Consider the following 23543-nt stretch of genomic DNA (forward strand, 5'->3'; position numbering starts at 1 on the left):
GGCCTGCTGACTCTATGCGAATGCGCCTTATGTTACTGGGCGGCGGAAATGCCCTTGGGCAGGCGCTGATTCGCCTCGGTGCGGAGGAAGACATCGGTTTCCTCGCCCCCCGCCCGCCCGAAGACGGCTGGGATGCCGCGAGCCTGACACAACTGCTCGACGACACCCGTCCCGATGCATTGATCAACCTTGCCTACTATTTCGACTGGTTCCAGGCCGAGACCGTCAGCGAAAGCCGTCTGTCGGGCCAGGAACGCTCCATCGAGCGTCTGGCCGAACTGTGCCAGCACCACAACATCGTGCTGGTGCAACCGTCCAGCTACCGGGTATTCGACGGTTCCCGTGCCACCGCCTACAGCGAAAAGGACGAGCCCGTGCCGTTGGGCCTGCGCGGTCAGGCGCTGTGGCGGATCGAGCAGAGCGTACGCGCCACTTGCCCGCAGCACGTGTTGCTGCGCTTTGGCTGGCTGCTCGATGACAGCCCGGAAGGCACCCTCGGGCGATTCCTGGCCCGTGCCGAACAGCCGGAAGAATTGCTGCTGGCTGACGACCGTCGCGGCAATCCGACCCCGGTCGACGATGCGGCCCGGGTGATCATTTCGGTGCTCAAACAACTCGATTGCGCCGCGCCGCTGTGGGGCACTTACCACTACGCCGGCCACGAGGCGACTACGCCGCTGGCGCTGGGGCAGGCGATTCTCACCGAGGCTCGCAGCCTGCATCCGCTGGCGATCGAAGAACCGACCGCCCAGGCCCATGCCGCGCGTGAGGATGCCGCTGAAGAGCCGCAACACGCGGTGCTGGCCTGCAAGAAAATTCTGCACACTTTCGGGATCAAGCCGCGCGCCTGGCGTGCCGCACTCCCGGGCTTACTGGATAGGTTTTATCGCCATGGCTGACGGCCCTGTTTTAATCACCGGCGGCGCCGGTTTCATCGGTTCGCACCTGACTGACGCGTTGCTCGCCAACGGCCACTCGGTACGGATCCTCGATGACTTGTCGACCGGCAAACGCAGCAACCTGCCGCTGGACAATCCCAAGGTCGAGCTGATCGTCGGCGATGTCGCCGATGCCGCGCTGGTCGCCCAGGCGATGCTGGGTTGCAGCGCAGTCGCGCACCTGGCCGCCGTGGCTTCGGTTCAGGCGTCGGTGGATGATCCGGTGAAGACTCACCAGAGCAATTTCATCGGCACGCTCAACGTCTGCGAAGCCATGCGCGAGGCCGGCGTGAAGCGCGTGCTGTTCGCCTCCAGCGCCGCGGTCTACGGCAACAATGGCGAGGGCGAGTCGATCAACGAAGACACGCCGAAAGCGCCATTGACGCCGTATGCATCGGACAAACTGGCCGGTGAGCACTACTTCGATTTCTACCGTCGCCAGCACGGTCTGGAACCGGTGATCTTTCGCTTTTTCAACATTTTCGGCCCGCGTCAGGATCCGTCCTCGCCGTACTCCGGCGTGATCAGCATCTTCAGTGAGCGCGCGCAGAAAGGCTTGCCGATCACCGTGTTCGGCGATGGCGAGCAGACCCGGGATTTCATGTACGTCGAAGATCTGGTCGACGTGCTGGTGCAAGCCCTGGAAAAACCTGAAGCACAAGTCGGCGCGGTGAACGTCGGCTGGAATCAGGCGACCAACCTCAAGCAGATGCTGGCCGCGCTGGAAGCAGTGGTCGGTGAGCTGCCGCCGGTCAGCTATGGCCCGGCGCGCTCCGGCGATATCCGTCATTCGCGGGCGAACAACGCTCGGCTGCTTGAGCGATTCAAGTGCCCGACGCCAACGCCGATGAGCGTTGGCCTGGCACGTTTGCTCGGCCGCTGAGCTTCTCGCGGACATGAAAAAGGCGCCTTTTGACAGGCGCCTTTTTCACGGCCGGAAATCGGATTTCAAACACATTTCCTGTAGCGAGGGAGCTTGCTCCCCGGTCGATTGCGTAACATCGCCGTCAGTTCTGAGTCTGCCCGCCACCAAGCCTCATTCACCACCACGTGAACGTTCTTTGATTGCTCGCTTAGAACTTGTAGCCCAGACCGACCATGTACACAAATGGATCGACATCAACATTCACTTTTGCTCGGGTGCCCGGCGCAACGGCGTTGTTCTCGACGGTGGCGCGGGTGTCGATGTCGATGTAGCGCACCTGGGCGTTGAGCATGATGTTGTCGGTCAGCATGTAGTCAGCGCCGACCTGCCAGGCCAGGCCCCAGGAGTTTTTCGCCTTGAAGTTGCTGAAGCCGTTGGACTGGGCTTCGCTGCCGACGTGTTCGTCGTAGATCCAGGTGTAGTTGATGCCGCCGCCGATGTACGGCTGGAAGGCCGACTTCGCGTCCAGCGGGTAGTAGACGACGCTCAGGGTCGGCGGCAGGTGTTTCAGGGTGCCGAGCTTGCCGTTGGCCGCTGGCAGTGCGGTGCCCTTGAGCTTCACGTCATGCTCGAACGGGGACGCGGCCAACAGCTCGATACCGATGTTGTTGGTCAGCATGTAGGCGAAGTTCAAACCCAGTTGGGTGTCGCTGCTCATGGTCGCCTTGCCGCCCAGGTTGGTGCCGCTCAGCGGACCCTGATCGACCTTGACGCTGGAGCTGTCGGCCTTTGGGTTGACGGTGATCGCACCGGCACGAACGATGATGTCGCCAGCTTCGTGGGCGTGGGCGAGCGGGGCTGCGAGCGCGAGGGCAAACAGCGAAGCGCTGAGCAAGGACTTGTTCATGGAAGCTCCCAAAGGACGTTAAAAATGTTTGATGTCCTATGGTACGAATCCGTCTGATACGGTCTTTTGACTCAGCTCAATGAAACAGTGATGGACGGTTTTTTTGTGGAACCTTTGCTCGCGAAGCCGATTTGGCGGGCTATAACTGATTGCCGGATTTACTCCGGCAGCTCGTAGACGTAAATCTTGTCTGCGTCCATCTGATACCCGGCATCGGCCAGTTCGCTGGTGGACGCCTTGACCTGCAGCGGCCCCTCGACCCAGTACGGCTGATACAGCTCGTCGAGCTTCACGCCGACGGCGCTTTTCACATGCACGATCTGGTTCGACGGTGGTGGCGGCACGTGGATGCAGGCGCCGAAATACGGCACCAGCAGGAAGTCCGTGGTGCGGCCTTCCTCGCTGACTTCCAGCGGCACGATGTAGCCCGGCAGGCGGATGTTCTGGCCGTCGAGGCTTTGCACCACCGGTGCGTTGGGCAAGTCCTGCTTGGCTGCCGGCGCGGATTCGGCGGACAGCGCGTCGCTCATCTTCGACAGGTCATGCAGCGGCGTCATGTTCGGCACTTCGGGCGCCGCGTCCGGCGGGATCATCTCCGACCAGGTCAGGTCTTTCGGCGCCGCTGCCCACACGGGCAGGGCGACCAGCAACAGCAGCGCAAGGACAGCGCGGGGCATGGTGAACATCCTCATAAACGGATCGACAGGCCATCGGCCAATGATTGGCGATACGCGCGCCAGGCCGGCACGCTGCCCATCAGCAGCGCGGCAGCCAGAATGCCACCGAGCAGCGTCCATTCATACTCGCTTGGCCATGCGAGCGGCAGATACAAGCCGTAATTGGCCTGCACATAACCCTGTGCCGCGGCGATGCCGATGTACAGCAACGCCAGCCCGGCGATCACCCCGGTCAGCGCCAAAGCAAATGCCTCCAGCACCAGCAGGCTCGCGATGTGCCACGGCCGCGCACCCACCGAACGCAGGATCGCCATCTCGCGGCGGCGTTCGTTGAGGCTGGTGAGAATCGCCGTGAGCATGCCGATCAACCCGGTCAGCACCACGAACAACGAGACCACGAACAGCGCTTTTTCAGCGGTGCTCATCAGGCTCCAGAGTTCCTGCAAGGCCACACCTGGCAGGATCGCCAGCATCGGTTCGCCACGGAATTCGTTGATCTCCCGTTGCAGCGCGAAGGTGGAAATCTTGCTGTTGAGGCCGAGCATGAACGCGGTGATCGCTTGCGGCGTCAGGTCCATGTTGCGCGCCTGATCGGCACTGATCCGCCCGTTGCCACGGGCCGGCACGCCGTTGTGCCAGTCGATGTGGATCGCCTCCATGCCGCCGAGACTGATGTGCAACGTGCGGTCCACCGGCGTGCCGGTGCGCTTGAGAATGCCGACCACGGTGAACGGTTTGTCATCGTGCTTGACCAGACTGATCGCCGCCACGCCGTGGGCCAGTACCAGATGGTCGCCGAGTTTGTAATGCAGCGCCTCGGCCACTTCGGCACCGAGCACCACTTCAAACGGATCGGTAGCAAAGGCGCGGCCGTCGGCCAGTTCCAGATGCTGCTGGCGACCGTACTGGTAATGCTCGAAATAGGCTTCAGTGGTGCCCATCACCCGATAGCCGCGATGGGAATCGCCGAGGGACATCGGGATCGCCCACTTCACCTTCGGGTTGCTGGCGAAGTGTTCGAAGCTGTCCCAACGAATGTTGTTGGTGGCGTTGCCGATGCGGAATACCGAGTACAGCAGCAGGTTCACCGAACCGGAGCGAGCGCCGACGATCAGGTCGGTGCCGCTGATGGTGCTGGCGAAACTGGCCTTGGCTTCGGTGCGCACCCGTTCCACTGCCAACAGCAGACAGACGGAGAGGGCGATGGCGAACGCGGTGAGCAGGGCGGTGAAGCGGCGGTTGGCGAGGCTGGCCATGGCCAGACGGAACAGATACATCTCAGACCTCGGCAGACGTGGCGGCGCGATTGAGTTCGGCCAGGGACAGGTGACGGTCGAACAGCGGCGCCAGACTCTGGTCGTGGCTGACGAACAACAGGCTCGACCCGGCCTCACGGCACTCGGCGAACAACAGGCGAATGAAGTTTTCCCGGGCGTCGTAGTCCAGCGCCGAGGTCGGCTCGTCGGCGATCACCAGTTCCGGCTGACCGATCAACGCGCGCGCAGCGGCAACCCGTTGCTGTTGACCAATCGACAGCGAGTCGGCACGGCGTCCCAGAATGCCTTCGTCCTTCAAGCCCAGGTGGGCGAGCAGGGTGGCGGCTGCCTGATCGACGCTGCCGTGACGTTGCTTCGCACGTTCTGCACGCAGCTTCGAAAAATGGCACGGCAGTTCGACGTTCTCGCGTACCGAGAGAAACGGCAGCAGGTTGAACTGCTGGAAGATGTAGCCGGTGTGATCGACACGAAAGCGATCGCGAGCGCCGGCACCCAGTTCGGTCAGTTCCTGGCCGAGCAGGCGAATGCTGCCGCGACCGGGCTTCTGCACCCCGCCGAGGAGGCCGAGCAGGGTGGTCTTGCCGCTGCCGCTGGGGCCCTTGAGGAACAGGGTTTCACCCGGTTCCAGACGAAACGCCGGGATGTCCAGCAGCGGCGGGTGACCGGGCCAGTTGAAGCCCAGGTCGGACAGTTCGATGAGTGCTTGGGTCATGGTGCCGGTTCGTGATCAGAATTTCAGGGCGGCGGATTTGGCCGTCACTTCCGTGCCTTGCTGGCCGTTCGGGCTGATCAGTTGTACCTGAATTTTCTGGGTCGCCGGGAAGGTATTGAAAATGTTCGCCAGATCCAGAGTAGTCAAGGCGCCCGGTGCTGCGCAGGTGAACTGGTAGTGAGCGTGGATTTCGCTGTGATCGTGGTGATGCGCTTCGCCGCCCTTGGCGTCTTCGTCGTGGTCATCGTCGTCATGATCGTCGGCATCCGGCTTGTCACCGAACAGCGGGCTCGACAGTTCCTGGCTGGTGACTTTGCAGCCAGCAGCGGCCGGCAGGCTGAACAGCGCCAAAGGCTTCTCAAGTTGTGCCCGGGCGGCAGCGACCTTGGCCTTGTCGGCATCGCTGGTGGCGACGTGTTCGAAGCCGACCAGGTTCATCGCCGGGCTTTCCAGTTCCAGTTCCAGGGTCTGGCCGTCGAGCGCAGCGTTCAGGCGACCGACGCCATGTTCGTGGGCACCGAGGCTGCCGTGTTCATGATCGTGGTCATGCTCATCGGCAGCCTGGGCGATGGCCAGCGGCAACAGGGCAAACGGCAAAGCGAGCAGCAGACGACGCATGGCGAACTCCGGGAAGTAAAGTGAAGAGTTTGTTATGTAATCTTATAACGAAAGTGCGCAGAGTTTGCCCGCCCCGCACGCTTTGCGCAAGGCATCACTGAGCACCGTCCGGGATGTTCCCGGAGCGGCACGTAGATTGAATGTCACGATTTTTGAATCAGAATCCGGCGCCGGGATAGTCGAACCAGTAGCCTCCCGTTAGCACATGGCGGATCAGACTTTCGTCGAGCAGGTTCGGAGCATCGCGAGTGAAGCGCTGGCGCCAGGCTGGAAGCCACCAGTAGTTGATCGCCGTTCCACGCGGAAGTACCACCACCTTCATGACCTCCGGATCTATTTTGTGCTCTGAGTAGAGTTGATGGCTGCGATCCATGAAGCCCATGTACTGACTGATCGGCAACTGGAACATCAACGCCGTAGTGAAGATTTTTTCACTCTCACTGAACGCGGGATTTTGCAGTATCTGTAACGCTTCACATGCGTACGGCTTTGGTTGGCCGGCAATTTTTTGGCCTTCGGGAGTAGAGAGTATGTCGAAGCGGTCATCCATATCGCGCCATCCGATACGTCTATTACTTTCAAAGTAATTGTGAATGATGGCGCTCAACGGCCCTGGTGCTGCGCCTTCGGAGGTGCAGGCTGAAAGGTCGGCAGGCGACCAAAAGCGCCATGCCACAACGAGCAGGAGTGAAGCAGCCAGGATTATCCAGAGTCGTTTCATTGTGGTTTGCTGTACTTGTAACGTCGGAAGATGGTGAAGTCGTGGTCACTGCGAGCAGCATTACCCGATGCGATTCGAAAACCTGCGTCGTTGACTTCGATTTTGTCCCAGCCTGCTGAAATGCAGACACCTTGAGTCAGAACAAATCCGACGTGACCGCTGGCATCAGAGTAATTGACAGCATACGCACCAACGTCTCCGGGTAGGGGAGATTTCTCTGCGTTCCAACTATTGAGCAGCCGGGTCTCATCTGCCCATTCCCCTGCGGTTGGCGGGCTCACTTTGGAATAGCCCGGGATGTATTTTGAAGAGCCATGTTCGATCATCGCCACGTTGACACCGATGGCAGTCAATACGTCATAGACGAACACATTGCACTTGTTTGATTCCGCCCTGAACTCCACGCTTTTCTTAAGCGTTGGATGCGGTAAAGAATGTTTGACTTTGTTGCCGGCCCATTCAGTCGAACCTCGGTGTGATAGCGCCTCCATCAGTATGCGGCGCGGCATGTCCTGGATGACCACCTTTACGGTGCGGGTTTCATCCCTCCGTTTGACGCCATACTCGACCTCGTAGAATGTGTCGTTAGAGACTTTGCCGCTGGTGGATAGGGGCACTTTTACCCAAGGTGATACTGCAACTATCGACAGCGATTTACCTGAATTCAGCGTGGCTGTATGCATTGCCTTTTTTGCGCCGGAGTTACCAACAATTTGAACGGTGACTTCGTAGCTGTCACGGCTTTTTATCGAAGGTAATTTCTGGGCGTCCAAGCGGGTAATAGCGGTTTGAGTCTTGTCCGAAACGAGTGAGTAGATGCGGGGTTTGTCATCGTTTTGAACGATGTTGTCATCAATGACAAGTCCGTCGATCAGCAACTGAAACTTCACGCCTTTTGGTGGCTGCATCAGAAAGTCTTTAAAGACGAGTTTGATTTCCGACTTCATGGCAAGTCCTGATTCAGGGATTCTTCATAAGCGTAAAACGTCCACTCGGACTCTTCACCGACCAACAGAGTGTCGTAATCCGAATGGCTTTCCACAGGGTGTTCGCAGCCTTCGCCTGTTGCATTACAGGTGATGTCTTGCAGGACGGCTGTTTTTTTCTTGTCTTTGAGTCTGTAGGCAAGTCCTGGTTTCTGGGAGTCGTCCAGGCGTTCGATGATGACTTGCAGATAGCGATGTGAAGTCGGGGCGGTAATCGAAGGGCCCATATCGATGGGAGCTGGACGGCCAATGCCGGCGAAGCCGCTGTGTTGCTGAGTGAGCAGTTTGTTGGCCATGGGCGGGCAGCCGCAGGCGATATAGTCACCCTCCAGTGCAGCTGGGCCGGCGGGCAGGATCAGAGTTCTTTCGCCAACGGCGACAATCGGTCCTTGGCCAGCACTGCACGCCGGGCAACTGGCAAGTTGCCCGATCGAGGCGATGATTTTGCCTTCGATACGCAGGTTTTCGTTTCCTTCGAGAATCACGCCACCTGTAGAGGTGGGGCCTCCCTTCGACGCCAGTTTTCTTCCTGAAGACATGGGGTTCCTTCCCATGAAAAAAAGAAGAAATGTAGCCGATAAGGCAAGCGTCGCCAGCTTCTGACACTTGGCGTTACACAAGTCCCATGGGAGCATGCAGGTCAGAAATGTGCGGGAGCGAAGTTATGTTGCGGATACGCGGAACCGTCGGCGAGTTGCCGGTGGATTTGACCCTGGAACTGGATGAAAGCGACTGGGCGCGGCTCGGTTCGCAGTTGGGCGTGCAGGTGCAGACGGCCCAGCCGCAAGCAGCCGCGGCGCCGGTGGCGAAACCGGTCAATCAGGATGACGCGTTGTGGCAGGTCGCCAGGGATTTGTTGCGCAAGGCCGGGCAACTCAGCGGGCCGGAGCTGCTGGATCAGCTCGAAGGGCTGACCGGCAGTGCGGCGGCGGGCAAGCGCTTGCTGGTGCGCCTGCGTCATTCATCCGACGTGAAAGTCATGAGCGGCGGGGATACACCGCTCTACAGCTGGATCGAGTAAGCGCTTAGTACAGCGCCGCAAACACCTTGCGCCGGTAAGCGGTCACCAACGGGTGATCGTTGCCCAGCAGTTCGAACACTTGCAGCAAGGTCTTGTGCGGCAGGCCTTCGCCGTAGCTGCGGTTGCGGATGAACAGCTTGAGCAGAGCGTCCAGCGCCGCTTCGTATTGCTGACGGGCCAGTTGCTGGATCGCCAGTTGATACACCGCTTCATCGTCCTGCGGGTTCTGCGCCAGACGGCTTTTCAGGTCGGCGGCGTCCGGCAGGTCGCGGGCCAGACCAAGGAACTTGATCTGCGCCTTGGCACCGGCCAGTGCGGCTTTGTGTTCGTCGCTCTTGACCGCGTCGAGTACGGCTTGCGCTTCGCCCAGTTCACCGCGTTCGGTCAGGCAGCGGGCGTAGAGAATCAGCGCCTTGGCGTTGGTGTTGTCTTCATTGAGCATCACCACCAGCGCGGCTTCGGCATCGGCGTAACGGCCTTCGTCGAACAGCGCCTGAGCCTGTTCGAATGGATCGGCGGCGGCCGGTGGCGGCATCTTTACATGCGGTTCGAGCAGGGCACGCACAGCGGACTCCGGCTGGGCCCCGGCGAAACCGTCCACCGGTTGGCCGTCCTTGAACAGCACCACGGTCGGCAGGCTGCGGATACCGAAGCGGGCGACGATATCTTGCTCGACGTCGCAGTCGACCTTGGCCAGCAGCAACTCGCCCTGATAGCTCTCGGCGATGCCTTGCAGCATTGGCATCAGCGCTTTGCACGGCGCGCACCATTCGGCCCAGAAATCCACCAGCACCGGTTTTTGAAAAGAAGCCTCGATCACCGACTGGTCGAAGTCGGCCGTCGTGGCGTCGAAAATGTACGGCGTTTGCTGACTCATGGGGTATCTCGTAAAAGCGTGAATGGGGCAACTATACGGTCAGGCGCGGGCCGCGTGGTAGAGGCTGACATGGCGAAACTCTTCGGGCTCGGCCAGATCCGGCAGGGTCATGGCTTCGAGCATTTCGATCCGCCGGTACAGCGGATGACGGAAATCCCTGACCCGCGAATCCGCCACCAATGCTTCGCGACCGCGACTGAGAAACGCATCGAGCAGCGGCAGGTTCTCACGGTCGTACAGAACGTCGGCCACCAGGATCAGATCAAAGCGATCCGCCTCGGCGAAGAAGTCCGTGGAATAGCTCATCTGCACATCATTGAGTTCAGCGTTGGCCCGACACGCGGCAATCGCCAGTGGGTCGAGGTCGCAGGCCACCACTTCCAGCGCGCCGGCCTTCACGGCGGCAATCCCGGCGATCCCGGAGCCGGCACCGAAATCCAGTACGCGTTTGCCACGCACCCACTCGGGAAATTCCGCCAAGTAACGTGCCACGGCCAGGCCGCTGGCCCAGCAGAAACTCCAGTACGGCGGTTCGTGCAGGATTCGCCGGGTTTCGTCCGGGCTGAATTCCCGGGCCATGTTGTCGCCGTCGATCAGCCACAGTTTCAGATCAGTGTCCGGCAGCGGGCAGGCCACCAGCCGGGCATCGCCGAGCAACTCGCCCAGCGCCTGTTGCAGGTCTAACGGTGCATTCATGGGGCTTTGACAAATTGCAGTTGGCCCAGCGCCTGGGTGGTCGGCTGGCTGATGGTCTGCGACGGCAGGTGCAGGATCAACTGGCCGGATTGAGTGGCGCGGCCCCGCAGTTCGACCCGCGCGCCGGCCGGGAAGGCGTCAGGGTTGAAACGCAGGCGAAACGGCAGAACCTGGTTGTTGCCGATCAGGCTGGAGCTGGCGAGTAACTGCTGTGGGCGACCTTTCTCGTCGATCACCAGCAGCGCCAGTTCGACTTCGGCGCCAGCCGGCACGCCTTGCAGGGTGCCGCTCAGTTCCCGTTGATACGCGGGCAGCGGGCCGAGGTCGGCAGCTTCCCTGGCCTTTTTCTGCGCCTGTTGCGGCGCCGGGCCCGGTGTAGGCGGCTGCGGCTTGGGCGCGTCGCTGCCACAAGCCACCAGCAGGCTGAAAACACTGAGCAAAACGAGCGGTCGTAACGACATTGGCGGCTCCAGCAAAATGAAATCCATGGATCAAACGATCATGGCAGTCTGTATACCGCAAAGCCTATGGCTTGTCTTGCCACCGGGATGCGCTACCATGGCCCTCCCTTTTTTTGTTGCCAGCCACCATGCACTGTCCCTTCTGCGGTGCCAACGACACCAAGGTCATCGACTCGCGTCTGGTCGCCGAGGGCGAACAGGTGCGCCGCCGGCGTGAATGCCTGGCCTGCGGCGAACGTTTCACGACGTTCGAGACGGCCGAACTGGTGTTGCCGCGCCTGATCAAAACCGACGGCAGCCGCCAACCGTTCGACGAAGAAAAACTCCGCGCCGGCATGCAGCGCGCCCTGGAGAAACGTCCGGTTAGCGTCGAGCGTCTCGAATCCTCGCTGGTGCACATCAAACACAAGCTGCGCGCCACCGGCGAACGCGAGGTCAAATCCCTCGTGGTCGGCGAACTGGTGATGGCCGAGCTGCAAAAGCTCGATGAAGTCGCCTACATCCGTTTCGCTTCCGTGTATCGCCGCTTCCAGGACCTCAACGAGTTCCGCGAAGAGATCGACCGCCTCGCCCGTGAACCGGTGAAAGAATGACCGCCGCCGCCGAACAGGCCATCCTCGACGCCCACTTCATGGCCCGGGCCCTGGAATTGGCGCGCAAAGGGCATTACACGACCCATCCCAATCCACGGGTAGGCTGCGTGATCGTGCGCGACGGGCAGATTGTCGGCGAAGGCTGGCATGAGCGTGCCGGCGAACCCCACGCTGAAGTCCACGCCCTGCGCGCCGCCGGTGAGCTGGCCCGGGGCGCCACCGCTTATGTCACCCTCGAACCTTGCAGCCATCACGGTCGTACACCTCCGTGCGCCGATGCGCTGGTGAATGCCGGCGTCGGTCGGGTGGTTGCGGCAATGCGCGATCCGAATCCACAAGTGGCCGGGCGCGGTTTGCAGCGTCTGGCCGATGCCGGCATCGCCACCGAAAGCGGTGTGCTGGAAAGCGAAGCGCGCAAGCTCAATCAAGGTTTTCTGAAACGCATGGAACACGGCTTGCCGTTCGTGCGGGTCAAGTTGGCCATGAGCCTCGACGGTCGCACGGCGATGGAGAGCGGTGAGAGCCAATGGATCACCGGGCCTGCCGCGCGTTCGGCGGTGCAGCGTTTGCGCGCCCAGGCCAGCGTGGTGCTGACCGGCGCTGATACGGTGCTGGCCGATGGCGCACGACTGACCGTGCGCGGCGATGAGCTGGGGCTGGATGCCGAGCAAACCGCGCTGGCCCTGAGCCGTCCGCCGCTGCGCGTGCTGATCGACGGGCGCCTGCGGGTTCCGCTGGATGCGCCGTTCTTCAAGGCTGGCCCGGCGCTGGTCGCCACCTGCGTGGCCATCGAAGAGCAATATGCCCACGGCCCGGAATGCCTGATCGTGCCGGGTGATGACGGTCAGGTCGATCTGCGCCAATTGCTGATTGAACTGGCCAGCCGTGGCGTCAACGAAGTGCTGGTCGAGGCCGGTCCGCGACTGGCCGGTGCGTTTGCCCAGCTCGGCCTGGTCGACGAGTTCGTGATCTTCATCGCCGGCAAGTTTCTCGGCTCCACGGCGCGTCCGTTGCTGGACTGGCCGCTAGCCTATATGAAGGATGCGCCGGAGCTGAAAATCACAGAAATTCGCGCGGTTGGCGATGACTGGCGAGTCACTGCAATCCCTGTCTCATCGGCGAGCGTATAATTCCCGGCCATCGCGTTAGCGCTGGCTTCGTTCTCAAGGAGAACCCCATGTTTACCGGCATCATCGAATCCATCGGCAGTATCCGCGCACTGACCCCAAAGGGCGGTGATGTGCGGGTGCATGTCGAAACCGGCAAGCTCGACCTGAGCGACGTCAAACTCGGCGACAGCATCGCGGTCAACGGCGTGTGCCTGACCGCTGTAGAGCTGCCGGGCGACGGCTTTGCCGCCGACGTCAGTCGCGAAACCCTCGACTGCACCGCCATGAATGACCTGAAGAGCGGTAGCCCGGTCAACCTGGAAAAAGCCCTGACCCCGACCACCCGTCTCGGCGGACACCTGGTCAGCGGTCACGTCGACGGTGTCGGCGAAGTGGTCTCGCGCAGCGATAATGCCCGCGCCGTGGAATTTCGCATCCGCGCGCCGAAAGAGCTGGCCAAGTACATCGCCCACAAAGGCTCGATCACCGTCGACGGCACCAGTCTGACCGTGAACGCGGTCGATGGCGCCGAATTCCTGCTGACGATCATCCCGCACACCTTGAGTGAAACCATCATGGCGTCCTACAAGCCAGGTCGCCGGGTGAACCTGGAAGTCGACTTGCTGGCGCGTTATCTGGAGCGTCTGCTGTTGGGCGACAAGGCTGCAGAGCCAACGTCCGGCGGCATCACTGAAAGCTTTCTGGCCGCCAACGGCTACCTCAAATCCTGACTGAAGGGGGTGCCTTGTGGCGCTCAATAGCATCGAAGAACTGGTTGAAGACATCCGCCAAGGCAAGATGGTCATCCTCATGGATGACGAAGACCGCGAGAACGAAGGCGACCTGATCATGGCCGCCGAATGCTGCAAGGCCGAGCACATCAACTTCATGGCCAAGCACGCCCGTGGCCTGATCTGCATGCCGATGAGCCGCGAGCGCTGCGAAACCCTGAAGCTGCCGCTGATGGCACCGCGCAACGGTTCCGGTTTCGGCACCAAGTTCACCGTGTCGATCGAAGCCGCCGAAGGCGTGACCACCGGCATCTCCGCCGCTGACCGCGCGCGCACCGTGCAAGCGGCTGCGGCGAAAGACGCGAAAGCCGAAGACATCGTCAGCCCGGGCCACATCTTCCCGCTGATGGCCCAGGCCGGCGGCACCCTGGCGCGCGCCGGTCACACCGAAGCGGCTTGCGACCTGGCACGCATGGCCGGTTTCGAGCCGAGCGGCGTGATCTGCGAAGTGATGAACGACGACGGCACCATGTCCCGTCGCGCCGAACTGGAAGCTTTCGCGGCCGAACACAACATCAAGATCGGCACCATCGCCGACCTGATTCACTACCGGATGATCCACGAACGTACCGTTCAGCGGATTGCCGAGCAGCCACTGGACAGCGAACTGGGCCAATTCAACCTGGTGACCTATCGTGATTCCGTGGAAGGCGACGTGCACATGGCACTGACCCTGGGCACCGTTTGCGCCGAAGAGCCAACCCTGGTTCGTGTGCACAACATGGACCCGCTGCGCGACCTGCTGATGGTCAAGCAACCGGGCCGCTGGAGCCTGCGCGCCGCCATGGCTGCGGTCGCCGAGGCCGGCAGCGGTGTGGTGCTGCTGCTCGGTCACCCGCTCGATGGCGACGTGTTGCTGGCGCACATCCGCGAAACCGGCGATCAGGCGGCGGTGAAAAAACCGACCACCTACAGCATCGTCGGTGCCGGTTCGCAGATCCTGCGTGACCTCGGTGTGCGCAAAATGCGCCTGATGTCGGCACCGATGAAATTTAATGCGATATCCGGTTTCGATCTGGAAGTTGTAGAATACGTGCCCTCCGAATAATGACCGGTTGTTTCCGGACCCGAATTCGCGGCAAATAAATCACTGAGGGACGCGAAACAGACGCGTCCCGGCTCTTTAAGAGATCTGACGAATGACCCTGAAGACCATCGAAGGTACCTTCATCGCCCCTAAAGGCCGCTACGCTTTGGTAGTAGGCCGTTTCAACAGTTTCGTGGTTGAAAGCCTGGTCAGCGGTGCAGTTGATGCCCTGGTTCGCCACGGCGTGAGCGAAAGCGACATCACCATCATCCGCGCACCTGGCGCCTTCGAAATCCCGCTGGTTGCGCAAAAAGTCGCCCAGAAAGGCGAGTTCGCAGCAATCATCGCCCTGGGCGCGGTCATTCGTGGCGGCACTCCGCACTTCGAATACGTGGCTGGCGAGTGCACCAAGGGCCTGGCCCAGGTGTCCATGGAGTTCGGCGTACCGGTCGCTTTTGGCGTCCTGACCGTTGATTCCATCGAGCAAGCCATCGAACGTTCCGGCACCAAAGCCGGCAACAAAGGTGCTGAAGCTGCCCTGTCCGCTCTGGAAATGGTCAGCCTGCTGGCGCAGTTGGAGGCCAAGTGATTAGCGACGAAAGCGATCGTTTCAACCCGCGCGATCCGAAACCTGCGGATGCCGGCAAGCCATCGAAGAGCGTCAAGCGCCGCGAAGCCCGTCAGCTCGCGACTCAGGCTCTGTATCAATGGCACATGGCCAAGGCTTCGCTGAACGAGATCGAAGCGCAATTCCGGGTCGATAACGATTTTACCGATGTCGATGGCGCGTATTTCCGCGAAATCCTGCACGGGGTTCCGGCCAGCCGCACCGAAATCGACAACGCGCTCACGCCTTGCCTGGATCTGGCGATCGAAGAGCTGGACCCGGTTGAACTGGCGGTTCTGCGCCTGTCCACCTGGGAGCTGCTCAAGCGCGTCGACGTGCCTTACCGCGTTGTGATCAACGAAGGTATCGAACTGGCCAAGGTGTTCGGTTCCACCGACGGCCACAAGTTCGTCAACGGCGTTCTCGACAAGCTGGCTCCGCGCCTGCGTGAAGCTGAAGTCAAGGCGTTCAAGCGCTGATCAGCGCTTGATATCGCAATGGGCGAGTTTGAGCTGATCCGCAATTTCTTCGCCGCCGCGCCTTGTGCGCAGGGGGGCGAAGGCGTTGCACTGGGGATCGGCGACGACTGCGCCTTGCTGGCGGTTCCTTCCGGGGAACAGCTGGCGATTTCCACCGATACGCTGGTGGCCGGCGTGCATTTCGCCGATCCCTGCGATCCGTTTCTGCTCGGTCAGCGCTCGCTGGCCGTGGCGGTCAGCGATCTGGCTGCCATGGGCGCCACGCCCGTTGCCTTTACCCTTGCCCTGACCTTGCCGACGGTGACTGCCGATTGGCTGCAAGCCTATGCCCGTGGTTTGAACCGTATGGCGCAAAGCTGCAGCGTGGCACTGGTTGGCGGTGACACGACGCGTGGGCCGTTGAGCCTGACTGTCACCGTGTTCGGTCGTGTCCCGGCCGGAAAGGCCCTGACCCGCAGCGGCGCGCAGCCGGGCGATCTGCTGTGCGTCGGCGGCGAACTGGGCAATGCCGCGGGGGCCTTGCCGCTGGTGCTCGGCCAGCGCGAAGCCGAGCCGGACATCGCCCAGCCGCTGCTCGATCATTACTGGTCGCCGCAACCGCAACTCGCCCTCGGTCAGGCCTTACGTGGCAAGGCTACGTCGGCGCTGGATATCTCCGATGGCTTGCTCGCCGATTGCGGCCACATTGCACTGGCCTCGAAGGTTCGCCTCGAAGTCGAGCGTGAGCGCGTGCCGCTGTCGGAGGCGCTGGTGGCGTTTCTCGGTCAGCGCGGCGCCGAGCGTGCGGCGTTGAGTGGTGGCGATGATTACGTGCTGGCCTTTACCTTGCCGTCCGTCGAATTGCCGGCGCTGCTGGCCGATGGCTGGCCGATCCATGTGATCGGGCGCGTGGCCGAGGGGCAGGGCGTGGTGCTGCTGGATCGCGAAGGGCATGACATCACCCCGCAAATCCGGGGTTATCAACATTTTCAGGAGTCACCGTGACAGATCACCCGAAACAGGTTCCCGGCGAGTTCGTTCCGCCGTCGGTCTGGCGCAACCCCTGGCATTTCCTCGCGTTCGGCTTCGGTTCCGGCACCTTGCCGAAAGCACCGGGCACGTGGGGGTCGTTAGTTGCGCTACCCTTTATTCCGTTGTGGCAGATGTTGCCCGACTGGGGTTACTGGCTGATGCTCGGGATCACCATGCTGTTCGGCTTCTGGCTGTGCGGCAAGGTCGCCGACGATCTGCGGGTACACGACCACGAAGGCATCGTCTGGGACGAAATGGTCGGGATGTGGATCACCTTGTGGCTGGTGCCGGAAGGCTGGTACTGGTTGCTCGCCGGGTTTTTGATGTTCCGCTTCTTCGACATCCTCAAGCCATGGCCGATCCGCTGGATCGACCGGCATGTGCATGGCGGCGTCGGCATCATGCTCGACGACGTGCTGGCGGGCGTGTTCGCCTGGCTGGCGATGCAGGGACTGGTGTGGATTTTCGCCTGATTTCAAGGCGTGGATGAGGGACACAGGGATGGCTCGACGCGGCTTGGCGATACTGTTTTTTACCCTGCTGGGTGTGCTGGCCGGTGCGGTGGCGCAGGCGCAGGACGCAACGCCGTCGGTCATTCACCTGGCCAGCGAAGAATGGGAAGACTACACCGCTGCCGATGGCCACGGCCTGGGCTGGGACGTGTTGCGCAAAGTGTTCGAGCCGGCCGGCGTGACTCTGGATATCCGCTCCGTGCCGTACACCCGTTCGGTGGGCCTGGTGCAACTGAAGGAAGTCGACGCACTGGTCGGCTCCTATCGCGGTGAAGCCGAGCAGGTGCTGTACCCGAAATGGAACTTCGATTCCGACCACATCTACGCACTCGGCCTTGCCAGCAACCCGTCGCCGACCCAGGCGAACCTTGGCAAGTACCGACTGGCCTGGGTGCGGGGTTATCGGTATGAAACCTACCTGCCGAACGTCAAACGCTTCAACCAGATCGAACGCCGCACCGGAATCCTGTCGATGCTCAAGCAGGGGCGGGCGGATTACTACATCGATGCGCTGACGGAAATCGAAGCGGTGGTGAGAAACGCCGCCGACCCTTCGCAATACCATTACTCGCATCTGGCGGAGTTGCCGCTGTACCTCGGTTTCGCCGACACCCCGCAGGCCCGCGCACTGATGTCGATCTACGACCAGCGCATGGAACAACTGGTGAAAAGCGGCGAGCTGAAACCGATCTTCGAGCACTGGAAGCAGCCGTATCCGTTCGAGTAAACGCGATGATGTCGGGCCTGTTATCAAACTTTTTGATCGTTATGGCCGATAATTCAGCCTAAGCGCCTGCAGGAACCTGCTGTTACAATGCCGCCCAGCGAATCTTCAGACTTTTTAGATCAGGAGCACACCGGTGCCTGTCGTTTTTGTCGCCGCTTCCAAGCTGCCAACGCCTTTTGCGCAATTCACCATGCACGGTTTTCTCGATGAAGCCACCGGCCGCGAGCACGTCGTGCTGAGCCTGGGTGAGATTGCCGACGGTGCCCCGGTACTCGGCCGGTTGCACTCCGAATGCCTGACCGGCGATGCCTTGTTCAGTCAGCGTTGCGACTGCGGCTCGCAACTGGAGGCCGCCCTCAAGGCGATCGCCCGTGAAGGTCGTGGCGTGTTGCTGTACCTGCGTCAGGAAGGCCGTGGCATTGGCCTGCTGAACAAGATCCGTGCCTACGAGTTGCAGGACGGTGGCGCCGATACCGTTGAAGCCAACGAGCGTCTGGGTTTTGCCGCCGACCAGCGTGACTACGCCATGTGCCTGCCGATGCTTGAGCATCTGGGCGTGAAATCCCTGCGCCTGATGACCAACAACCCGCGCAAGGTCAAAGCCCTGACCGACATGAATATCGTCGTCGCCGAGCGCGTGCCGCTGCACACAGGCCACAACCCGCACAACAAACTCTACCTGGCGACCAAGGCCAGCAAACTCGACCACATGATGGGCAACGAACATCAGGGCGAGGTAGACCGGGCGTGACTCGCGGTCAGGTGCGGCGCCGTCTGTCAGTCGCCTGGTGGAAATACCTGGCGCTGGCGCTGGTGCCGCTGTTTGTTCTCAATGCCGTGTTCGGCGAGAGCGAAGCGATCATGCCGGTGCTGGCGATGCCGTTTTTCATTGCCGGCGTGGCCTCGATGTTTGTCAGCCTGAAGTTTTTCGGCCGTTACAAACATGCGCTGATCGCCACGCAAAAAGCCCTCGATACCCCTGAAGAACCCGCTGCGTGGATAGCCCTTGCGGCTCGTCGTCGCACAGCGTTTCTGGTGGCGGGGTTGCCGGCGTGGATCGGTGCACTGGCGGTGTTCGTCGGCCTGGAGGCCGTGCCGCTGATGTTGCTGGCGCTGTCCACGGCGGTGCTGTTCTACCTCTACCGTATCCCGCGTCAACTCGGTTGATGCGTCGTCTCTGGCTGGCAGTTCTGCTACTGGCCGTCAGCAGCGAAACCCTGGCCGCTCTGCGAGTGGTCAGTCTCGCGCCATCCTTGTCTGAAATCGTCGTCGAGCTGGATTCGGCCGATCTGTTGGTGGGTGTGCTGGATGCCGGTGACCGGCCGTCTGCGATCAAGGATGTGCCTTCGGTGGGTCGTTATGGTCAGCTCGACATGGAGCGGCTGCTCAGCCTCAAGCCTGACTTGTTGCTGCTGTGGCCCGGCAGTGTCGGCCCGGCCCAGCGCGATCAGCTCAAGCGTCTGAACATCCCGACTTTCGTTGCCGAACCCCACAGTTTCGAACAGTTGATCACGCAGATCGAAGCCATCGCTGCGCAGCTTGGTCGCCCTGAGCGCGGGGTTGAGCGGGCGACTGGGTTGCGGCGCAAGCTCGACGAGCTGCGCCAACGCTATCGGCGGGAAACGCCGCTGCGGGTGTTCTATCAAGTCTGGGACAAGCCGCTGTACACCGTCGGTGGCGGGCAGATCATCAGCGATGCTCTGGAGGTGTGCGGCGCGCGCAACGTGTTTGCCGACCTGACATTGCCGGCGCCGCAGGTGAGCATCGAAGCTGTTTTACAGCGTGACCCCGAAGTGATTCTGGCCGGCGATCAACCGCAACTGAATGCCTGGAACGCCTGGCCGCAGGTGGCAGCGGTCAAGCACAGGCAGTTGCTGCTGGTCACCGACAAAGGTCTGGAGCGTCCGAGCGGGCAGATGATCGAGGCGACCGCCAAACTCTGCCAACTGATTGCGCCAGACCGTTGACCGCTACAGCTGTGGCGTCCAGGTCACCCCGAACATGAACGCCCGACCTTCCTCGCGATAGCCATACTGACTGCCGTCATGGCTGTACAGCGCTCGGCTGTAACCCTTGTCCAGCAGGTTATCCACCTTGAAATCCAGCTTGATTTCACGGTTCAGAGCCCAACTGCTGCGCAGTCCGAGTAGCACATAACCACCCAATGGTTGTTGATTGTTCAGGTCGTCATAACTGCTGCTGACGGCCTGCCAACTGGCACCGAGACCGAGACGATCGAACTGCCGGTCCAGATCCCAGCTCAACGTCCGGCGTGCACGGCGCGCCAAGGTGTGGCCGGTGTCGCGGTCGCGGGGGTCGATGATTGCGACGCCGAGGTTGCTCTGCCAGCCCAGCAGTTCCTGTTTCAGCGCTGCCTCAAAGCCGTTGATCCGCGCCGACGCGACGTTCTCTGGCCGGGAGTTGCTGCCGAAGATGATCGCGTCTTCCAGGTCTGTCCGATACAGCGAGGCTTCGAGGCGGCTGCTGTCGCTCAACTGGCTGCGCCATTGCAGCTCGTAGCTTTTCGAGGTTTCCGGTTTCAGATCAGGGTTGCTGAAGTCCGGGTAGTACAGGTCGTTGAAGGTCGGTGCGCGGAAACCTTCGCTGTAGCTGAGCAACAGATCGTTGTCCGGGTTGACCGGCAATGTCAGCGTGCCGCTCCAGCTGTTCTGCCCGCCGAACTGCTGATTGTCGTCACGGCGCAGGCCGAGCTCGGTGGAGAAACTGTCGGCCTGGAAGCGATGCTGGATGAACGCAGCACGGTTCCAACGGCTGTCTTCGTCGAACGCGGTGCTGCTGTTGACCCGGTCTTCGTACCAGTCACCGCCGAGGATCAGGCTGTTGCGCGCATCCAGGGTCAGGTCGTTCTGCCAGGTCACCGAGTCGCGGTAGGTGTTGAACACCGAGCGTTCGTCGCTAAGCTTGTCGAACGTCTTCTCGCGGTTTTCGCTGTGGCCGAGTTCCAGGCGCGATTTCCAGCGCTCGTTGATCCGCGCGTCGATGTAGCTGCTGAAACTGCTGACGGTGAAATCGCTGTAGGGCTGCTGCTGGACGGAGTCGAAGGTGACTGGGTCGAAGCGTCCGAACGGGTTGTCGAACTCGCTTTTGCCACGGTTATCCAGCAGGTTGGCGCCGACTTCGACATCATCGGTCAGCGCATGGCTGAGGCTCAGACTGATGGATTTGTTGCGGTAGGCGTCGTGGTCGCTGTCGCTGGGATACGACTCGTGGGTGCGGTCGAGGCCGGCGGTTTCATCAAGGCTGGCGCCGAGGTTGAAGCGGGTTTTCTCGTCGCCGCCGGACAGGCCGACACTGCGCTCCCAGGTCTGATGGCTGCCGAATCCGACATGCATCCGCGGCTGCAAGCCTTGTTCGCCGCCGCGCCGGGTGAAGATCTGAATCACCCCACCAATTGCATCGCTGCCATAGATCACCGAACGCGAACCGCGCAGCACTTCGACGCGTTCGATTTGCTCGATGTTCAGGTGTTGCAGGTTGCTGTCGCCGGAGGTGGAGTTGCCGATGCGCTGGCCATCGACCAGCACCAGGCTTTGCGCCGACTGGGTACCACGAATGTAGATCCCCGGCAGACTGCCGCGCCCGCCGGTTTGCGCCACTTGCACGCCCGGTACCCGTTGCAGCAGGTCGGTGACGCTGCTCGGTTGCAGGCGCTCGATGTCTTCGCGGGTGAACACGGTGTTGGCGGCGCTGCTGTCGTTGCGAGCTTCCACCTGGCGGTTGGCGCTGATCAGCATGTCCGGCAGCTTCAGGGCCTGATCGCGTTCGAAGGTATCGGCGAGGGCGTTGGCGGTTGGCAGCAGGAGAAGGGGCAAGGCGAGGCGCGAGAGGTTCATCGGTATTCCGTTGGTATTTCCGGTGTGCGCAAATCAATGTGGGAGCGAGCCTGCTCGCGATTGCGGTGTGTCAGTCGACATTGAAGTGACTGACAGTGCGCTATCGCGAGCAGGCTCGCTCCCACATGGGCATTGCGTTTTACTTGTTAAGCAGCTCCAGGCGCTCGCGCACCGCCGCTTCGATCCCTGCCTCGTCCAGCCCGCACTCGGCCAGCATCTGCGCCGGTTTGGCGTGTTCGACGTAAACGTCCGGCAAGCCCAGGTGCAGCACCGACTTGAGAATGTTTTCACGGGCGAGGAATTCGCTGACCGCGCCACCGGCACCGCCCATGATCGCGTTCTCTTCGATGGTCACCAGCAGGTCGTGGCTGGCGGCGATTTCACGCACCAGCGCTTCGTCCATCGGTTTGACGAACCGCATGTCGACCACGGTGGCGTCCAGTGTTTCGGCGACGTTCAGCGCTTCGGCCAGTTGCACGCCGAACACCAGCAGGGCGACCTTGCTGCCCTGGCGACGAATCACACCCTTGCCGATCTCGATCGGTTCGAGGTCTTTCTCGATGGTCGCGTTCGGGCCGGTGCCGCGCGGGTAACGCACCGCCGCCGGGCCGTTGTACAGGTGACCGGTGGTGAGCATCTTGCGCAGTTCGTTTTCGTCGCTCGGGGTCATGATGACCATGCCCGGGATGCAGCGCAGGAACGACAGATCGAAGCTGCCGGCGTGGGTCGGGCCGTCTTCGCCCACCAGACCGGCGCGGTCGATGGCGAACAGCACGTCGAGGTTCTGCACCGCAACGTCGTGCACCAACTGGTCGTAGCCGCGCTGCAGGAATGTCGAGTAGATCGCCACCACCGGTTTCGCGCCTTCGCAGGCCATGCCGGCCGCGAGGGTCACGGCGTGTTGCTCGGCAATCGCCACGTCGAAGTAGCGCAGCGGGAAGCGTTCGCTGAACGCCACCAGATCCGAACCTTCCTTCATCGCCGGGGTGATGCCCACCAGACGCGGGTCGGCAGCGGCCATGTCGCACAGCCATTCACCGAACACGCCGGAATACTTCGGCCCGCCGGCCTTCTTCGGCGCGGCAGCCGGGGCGCCCAGCGGTTCGAGTTTGGTGATGGCGTGGTAACCGATCGGGTCGACTTCCGCCGGGGCGAAGCCTTTGCCTTTCTTGGTGACGATGTGCAGGAACTGCGGGCCTTTCAGATCGCGCATGTTGCGCAGGGTGGCGATCAGGGTCGGCAGGTCGTGGCCATCGATCGGGCCGATGTAGTTCCAGCCCAGTTCTTCGAACAGGGTGCCGGGAACCAGCATGCCTTTGGCATATTCTTCGGTGCGACGGGCGATTTCCCAGGCGCCGGGCAGGCGCGACAGGACTTTCTTGCTGCCTTCACGCATGCTCGCGTAAGTGCGGCTGGAAAGGATCTTCGCCAGATAGTTCGACAGACCGCCGACGTTGCGCGAGATCGACATGTCGTTGTCGTTGAGGATCACCAGCATGTTGGCGTTCACTTCCGGCGCATGGTTCAGCGCCTCGAAGGCCATGCCGGCGGTCAGCGCGCCGTCACCGATCACGGCAATCGCCTTGCGATCACTGTTCTGCAGGCGAGCGGCGATGGCCATGCCCAGCGCGGCACTGATCGAGGTGCTGGAGTGGCCGACGCCAAAGGTGTCGTACTCGCTCTCGGAGCGACGCGGGAAGGCAGCGATGCCGTCCTTCTGGCGCAGGGTTTCCATACGCTCGCGGCGACCGGTGAGGATCTTGTGCGGATAGGCCTGATGACCGACGTCCCACACCAGCCGGTCGTCCGGGGTGTCGAAGACGTAATGCAACGCGATGGTCAGCTCGATGACGCCCAGGCCGGCACCGAAATGCCCACCGGTCTGGCCGACCGTGTAGAGCAATTCCAGGCGCAACTCATCAGCCAGGGTTTCCAGCTCGGCTTCGCCTAACCGGCGCAGGCCGTCCGGCGTGTTCGCGCGGTCGAGCAGGGGCGTGGTCGGGCGCTTGCGGGGAATCTCATGGAACGTCGTGGGCATCAGGCGAATCGTTATAGGTATAAAAGATGCGGCAGTTTA

Annotated in this window: 28 protein-coding genes; 15 read left to right on the plus strand and 13 right to left on the minus strand. The window is 61.7% G+C overall.

Features of this window, described 5'->3' with window-relative positions:
• Positions 1-14 precede the first annotated feature (14 nt).
• Both AC1RR7_RS21815 and AC1RR7_RS21820 read left to right on the plus strand, forming a co-directional pair.
• Entirely contained in the window at positions 15-899 is an 885-nt protein-coding gene (locus tag AC1RR7_RS21815; protein WP_493158412.1) for a sugar nucleotide-binding protein, read from the plus strand.
• A complete protein-coding gene (locus tag AC1RR7_RS21820; RefSeq protein WP_102620875.1) occupies positions 892-1821 on the plus strand; it encodes an NAD-dependent epimerase/dehydratase family protein in 930 nt (309 codons plus the stop codon). The genes AC1RR7_RS21815 and AC1RR7_RS21820 overlap by 8 nt, the downstream gene beginning before the upstream one ends.
• A 190-nt stretch (positions 1822-2011) precedes the next feature.
• Here AC1RR7_RS21820 and AC1RR7_RS21825 read toward each other — a convergent pair whose 3' ends face one another.
• The 8 genes from AC1RR7_RS21825 to AC1RR7_RS21860 form a co-directional block, all read right to left on the minus strand.
• Entirely contained in the window at positions 2012-2710 is a 699-nt protein-coding gene (locus AC1RR7_RS21825) for an OmpW/AlkL family protein (protein WP_007955593.1), read from the minus strand.
• Between the two features lie 158 nt (positions 2711-2868).
• Positions 2869-3387 carry a DUF3299 domain-containing protein gene (locus AC1RR7_RS21830; protein ID WP_096820927.1) on the minus strand — a complete coding sequence of 173 codons (519 nt, stop codon included), beginning with the start codon at positions 3385-3387 and terminating at the stop codon, positions 2869-2871.
• A gap of 11 nt (positions 3388-3398) precedes the next feature.
• Entirely contained in the window at positions 3399-4664 is a 1266-nt protein-coding gene (locus AC1RR7_RS21835) for an ABC transporter permease (protein ID WP_493158414.1), read from the minus strand.
• Position 4665: 1 nt separating this feature from the next.
• Complete coding sequence (locus tag AC1RR7_RS21840; protein WP_096820744.1) at positions 4666-5376, minus strand: ABC transporter ATP-binding protein; 711 nt, start codon at positions 5374-5376, stop codon at positions 4666-4668.
• A 15-nt stretch (positions 5377-5391) separates the two neighbouring features.
• Positions 5392-5994 (minus strand): DUF2796 domain-containing protein, encoded by a 603-nt coding sequence (locus tag AC1RR7_RS21845; protein WP_273537884.1) that lies wholly within the window; start codon positions 5992-5994, stop codon positions 5392-5394.
• A 157-nt stretch (positions 5995-6151) separates the two neighbouring features.
• Positions 6152-6715 carry a hypothetical protein gene (locus tag AC1RR7_RS21850; protein ID WP_096820746.1) on the minus strand — a complete coding sequence of 188 codons (564 nt, stop codon included), beginning with the start codon at positions 6713-6715 and terminating at the stop codon, positions 6152-6154.
• A complete protein-coding gene (locus AC1RR7_RS21855) occupies positions 6712-7662 on the minus strand; it encodes a CHAP domain-containing protein (RefSeq protein ID WP_096820747.1) in 951 nt (316 codons plus the stop codon). The genes AC1RR7_RS21850 and AC1RR7_RS21855 overlap by 4 nt, the downstream gene beginning before the upstream one ends.
• Complete coding sequence (locus AC1RR7_RS21860) at positions 7659-8240, minus strand: PAAR domain-containing protein (protein ID WP_255261922.1); 582 nt, start codon at positions 8238-8240, stop codon at positions 7659-7661. Before AC1RR7_RS21860 ends, AC1RR7_RS21855 begins: the two co-directional genes overlap by 4 nt.
• Before the next feature lie 125 nt (positions 8241-8365).
• On the opposite strand from AC1RR7_RS21860, the gene AC1RR7_RS21865 reads away from it, so the two are divergent.
• Positions 8366-8722 (plus strand): hypothetical protein, encoded by a 357-nt coding sequence (locus AC1RR7_RS21865; protein ID WP_273537889.1) that lies wholly within the window; start codon positions 8366-8368, stop codon positions 8720-8722.
• A gap of 4 nt (positions 8723-8726) precedes the next feature.
• Here the strand turns inward: AC1RR7_RS21865 and trxA are convergent, their stop codons facing one another.
• From trxA to AC1RR7_RS21880, 3 genes are read right to left on the minus strand one after another with little or no spacing between them, the layout of a single operon-like run.
• Positions 8727-9599 (minus strand): thioredoxin, encoded by an 873-nt coding sequence (gene trxA, locus AC1RR7_RS21870; protein WP_096820749.1) that lies wholly within the window; start codon positions 9597-9599, stop codon positions 8727-8729.
• Positions 9600-9638: 39 nt separating this feature from the next.
• Complete coding sequence (locus AC1RR7_RS21875; RefSeq protein WP_085712325.1) at positions 9639-10295, minus strand: class I SAM-dependent methyltransferase; 657 nt, start codon at positions 10293-10295, stop codon at positions 9639-9641.
• Positions 10292-10756, minus strand: coding sequence for a YbaY family lipoprotein (locus tag AC1RR7_RS21880; RefSeq protein ID WP_096820929.1), 465 nt, complete (start codon positions 10754-10756; stop codon positions 10292-10294). Before AC1RR7_RS21880 ends, AC1RR7_RS21875 begins: the two co-directional genes overlap by 4 nt.
• Before the next feature lie 128 nt (positions 10757-10884).
• Here AC1RR7_RS21880 and nrdR point away from each other — a divergent pair, with 128 nt between their 5' ends.
• From nrdR to AC1RR7_RS21940, 12 genes are all read left to right on the plus strand, one after another.
• Complete coding sequence (nrdR, locus tag AC1RR7_RS21885) at positions 10885-11349, plus strand: transcriptional regulator NrdR (protein ID WP_003228656.1); 465 nt, start codon at positions 10885-10887, stop codon at positions 11347-11349.
• Positions 11346-12479 carry a bifunctional diaminohydroxyphosphoribosylaminopyrimidine deaminase/5-amino-6-(5-phosphoribosylamino)uracil reductase RibD gene (gene ribD, locus AC1RR7_RS21890; protein ID WP_493091863.1) on the plus strand — a complete coding sequence of 378 codons (1134 nt, stop codon included), beginning with the start codon at positions 11346-11348 and terminating at the stop codon, positions 12477-12479. The genes nrdR and ribD overlap by 4 nt, the downstream gene beginning before the upstream one ends.
• 47 nt (positions 12480-12526) lie before the next feature.
• Entirely contained in the window at positions 12527-13189 is a 663-nt protein-coding gene (locus AC1RR7_RS21895) for a riboflavin synthase (protein ID WP_085712322.1), read from the plus strand.
• 16 nt (positions 13190-13205) lie between these two features.
• Positions 13206-14297: a bifunctional 3,4-dihydroxy-2-butanone-4-phosphate synthase/GTP cyclohydrolase II gene (gene ribBA, locus AC1RR7_RS21900; protein ID WP_065259547.1), complete on the plus strand. Its 1092-nt coding sequence runs from the start codon at positions 13206-13208 to the stop codon at positions 14295-14297.
• A gap of 91 nt (positions 14298-14388) precedes the next feature.
• Complete coding sequence (gene ribH, locus AC1RR7_RS21905; protein WP_003228649.1) at positions 14389-14865, plus strand: 6,7-dimethyl-8-ribityllumazine synthase; 477 nt, start codon at positions 14389-14391, stop codon at positions 14863-14865.
• A complete protein-coding gene (gene nusB, locus AC1RR7_RS21910; RefSeq protein WP_096820751.1) occupies positions 14862-15362 on the plus strand; it encodes a transcription antitermination factor NusB in 501 nt (166 codons plus the stop codon). The genes ribH and nusB overlap by 4 nt, the downstream gene beginning before the upstream one ends.
• An 18-nt stretch (positions 15363-15380) precedes the next feature.
• Positions 15381-16346: a thiamine-phosphate kinase gene (gene thiL / locus AC1RR7_RS21915; protein ID WP_096820752.1), complete on the plus strand. Its 966-nt coding sequence runs from the start codon at positions 15381-15383 to the stop codon at positions 16344-16346.
• Positions 16343-16846 carry a phosphatidylglycerophosphatase A family protein gene (locus AC1RR7_RS21920; RefSeq protein ID WP_096820753.1) on the plus strand — a complete coding sequence of 168 codons (504 nt, stop codon included), beginning with the start codon at positions 16343-16345 and terminating at the stop codon, positions 16844-16846. Before thiL ends, AC1RR7_RS21920 begins: the two co-directional genes overlap by 4 nt.
• Before the next feature lie 28 nt (positions 16847-16874).
• The gene (locus AC1RR7_RS21925; protein WP_096820754.1) at positions 16875-17612 is read left to right on the plus strand and encodes a substrate-binding periplasmic protein; all 738 of its coding nucleotides are present in this window, start codon (positions 16875-16877) and stop codon (positions 17610-17612) included.
• A 133-nt stretch (positions 17613-17745) separates the two neighbouring features.
• Positions 17746-18363: a GTP cyclohydrolase II gene (gene ribA, locus AC1RR7_RS21930; protein WP_065259552.1), complete on the plus strand. Its 618-nt coding sequence runs from the start codon at positions 17746-17748 to the stop codon at positions 18361-18363.
• On the plus strand, positions 18360-18779 hold the full coding sequence (locus AC1RR7_RS21935) for an MFS transporter (protein ID WP_096820755.1): 420 nt from the start codon (positions 18360-18362) through the stop codon (positions 18777-18779). The genes ribA and AC1RR7_RS21935 overlap by 4 nt, the downstream gene beginning before the upstream one ends.
• Positions 18779-19579, plus strand: a complete 801-nt coding sequence (locus tag AC1RR7_RS21940; protein ID WP_493158416.1) for a cobalamin-binding protein — start codon at positions 18779-18781, stop codon at positions 19577-19579. Before AC1RR7_RS21935 ends, AC1RR7_RS21940 begins: the two co-directional genes overlap by 1 nt.
• Positions 19580-19582: 3 nt before the next feature.
• On the opposite strand, the gene AC1RR7_RS21945 is transcribed toward AC1RR7_RS21940, so the two are convergent.
• Together AC1RR7_RS21945 and dxs are read right to left on the minus strand one after the other, a co-directional pair.
• Entirely contained in the window at positions 19583-21466 is a 1884-nt protein-coding gene (locus AC1RR7_RS21945; protein ID WP_493158417.1) for a TonB-dependent receptor domain-containing protein, read from the minus strand.
• 139 nt (positions 21467-21605) lie between these two features.
• On the minus strand, positions 21606-23504 hold the full coding sequence (gene dxs, locus AC1RR7_RS21950) for a 1-deoxy-D-xylulose-5-phosphate synthase (RefSeq protein ID WP_493158419.1): 1899 nt from the start codon (positions 23502-23504) through the stop codon (positions 21606-21608).
• Positions 23505-23543 lie beyond the last annotated feature (39 nt).

This window comes from Pseudomonas sp. GW821-FHT11G12, from assembly GCF_058808055.1.

What these genes read in the sequence shown, in the direction of transcription:
- AC1RR7_RS21895 (WP_085712322.1), top strand. Translation starts at nt 12,527, where the DNA reads ATGTTTACCGGCATCATCGAATCCATCGGCAGTATCCGCGCACTGACC.
- AC1RR7_RS21855 (WP_096820747.1), bottom strand. Translation starts at nt 7,662, where the DNA reads ATGAAGTCGGAAATCAAACTCGTCTTTAAAGACTTTCTGATGCAGCCA.
- AC1RR7_RS21850 (WP_096820746.1), bottom strand. Translation starts at nt 6,715, where the DNA reads ATGAAACGACTCTGGATAATCCTGGCTGCTTCACTCCTGCTCGTTGTG.
- dxs (WP_493158419.1), bottom strand. Translation starts at nt 23,504, where the DNA reads ATGCCCACGACGTTCCATGAGATTCCCCGCAAGCGCCCGACCACGCCC.
- nrdR (WP_003228656.1), top strand. Translation starts at nt 10,885, where the DNA reads ATGCACTGTCCCTTCTGCGGTGCCAACGACACCAAGGTCATCGACTCG.
- AC1RR7_RS21840 (WP_096820744.1), bottom strand. Translation starts at nt 5,376, where the DNA reads ATGACCCAAGCACTCATCGAACTGTCCGACCTGGGCTTCAACTGGCCC.
- trxA (WP_096820749.1), bottom strand. Translation starts at nt 9,599, where the DNA reads ATGAGTCAGCAAACGCCGTACATTTTCGACGCCACGACGGCCGACTTC.
- AC1RR7_RS21845 (WP_273537884.1), bottom strand. Translation starts at nt 5,994, where the DNA reads ATGCGTCGTCTGCTGCTCGCTTTGCCGTTTGCCCTGTTGCCGCTGGCC.
- AC1RR7_RS21860 (WP_255261922.1), bottom strand. Translation starts at nt 8,240, where the DNA reads ATGTCTTCAGGAAGAAAACTGGCGTCGAAGGGAGGCCCCACCTCTACA.
- thiL (WP_096820752.1), top strand. Translation starts at nt 15,381, where the DNA reads ATGGGCGAGTTTGAGCTGATCCGCAATTTCTTCGCCGCCGCGCCTTGT.
- AC1RR7_RS21865 (WP_273537889.1), top strand. Translation starts at nt 8,366, where the DNA reads ATGTTGCGGATACGCGGAACCGTCGGCGAGTTGCCGGTGGATTTGACC.
- AC1RR7_RS21835 (WP_493158414.1), bottom strand. Translation starts at nt 4,664, where the DNA reads ATGTATCTGTTCCGTCTGGCCATGGCCAGCCTCGCCAACCGCCGCTTC.
- AC1RR7_RS21830 (WP_096820927.1), bottom strand. Translation starts at nt 3,387, where the DNA reads ATGCCCCGCGCTGTCCTTGCGCTGCTGTTGCTGGTCGCCCTGCCCGTG.
- AC1RR7_RS21940 (WP_493158416.1), top strand. Translation starts at nt 18,779, where the DNA reads ATGCGTCGTCTCTGGCTGGCAGTTCTGCTACTGGCCGTCAGCAGCGAA.
- AC1RR7_RS21825 (WP_007955593.1), bottom strand. Translation starts at nt 2,710, where the DNA reads ATGAACAAGTCCTTGCTCAGCGCTTCGCTGTTTGCCCTCGCGCTCGCA.
- ribH (WP_003228649.1), top strand. Translation starts at nt 14,389, where the DNA reads ATGACCCTGAAGACCATCGAAGGTACCTTCATCGCCCCTAAAGGCCGC.
- AC1RR7_RS21820 (WP_102620875.1), top strand. Translation starts at nt 892, where the DNA reads ATGGCTGACGGCCCTGTTTTAATCACCGGCGGCGCCGGTTTCATCGGT.
- ribD (WP_493091863.1), top strand. Translation starts at nt 11,346, where the DNA reads ATGACCGCCGCCGCCGAACAGGCCATCCTCGACGCCCACTTCATGGCC.
- AC1RR7_RS21880 (WP_096820929.1), bottom strand. Translation starts at nt 10,756, where the DNA reads ATGTCGTTACGACCGCTCGTTTTGCTCAGTGTTTTCAGCCTGCTGGTG.
- AC1RR7_RS21945 (WP_493158417.1), bottom strand. Translation starts at nt 21,466, where the DNA reads ATGAACCTCTCGCGCCTCGCCTTGCCCCTTCTCCTGCTGCCAACCGCC.
- AC1RR7_RS21815 (WP_493158412.1), top strand. Translation starts at nt 15, where the DNA reads ATGCGAATGCGCCTTATGTTACTGGGCGGCGGAAATGCCCTTGGGCAG.
- AC1RR7_RS21875 (WP_085712325.1), bottom strand. Translation starts at nt 10,295, where the DNA reads ATGAATGCACCGTTAGACCTGCAACAGGCGCTGGGCGAGTTGCTCGGC.
- AC1RR7_RS21925 (WP_096820754.1), top strand. Translation starts at nt 16,875, where the DNA reads ATGGCTCGACGCGGCTTGGCGATACTGTTTTTTACCCTGCTGGGTGTG.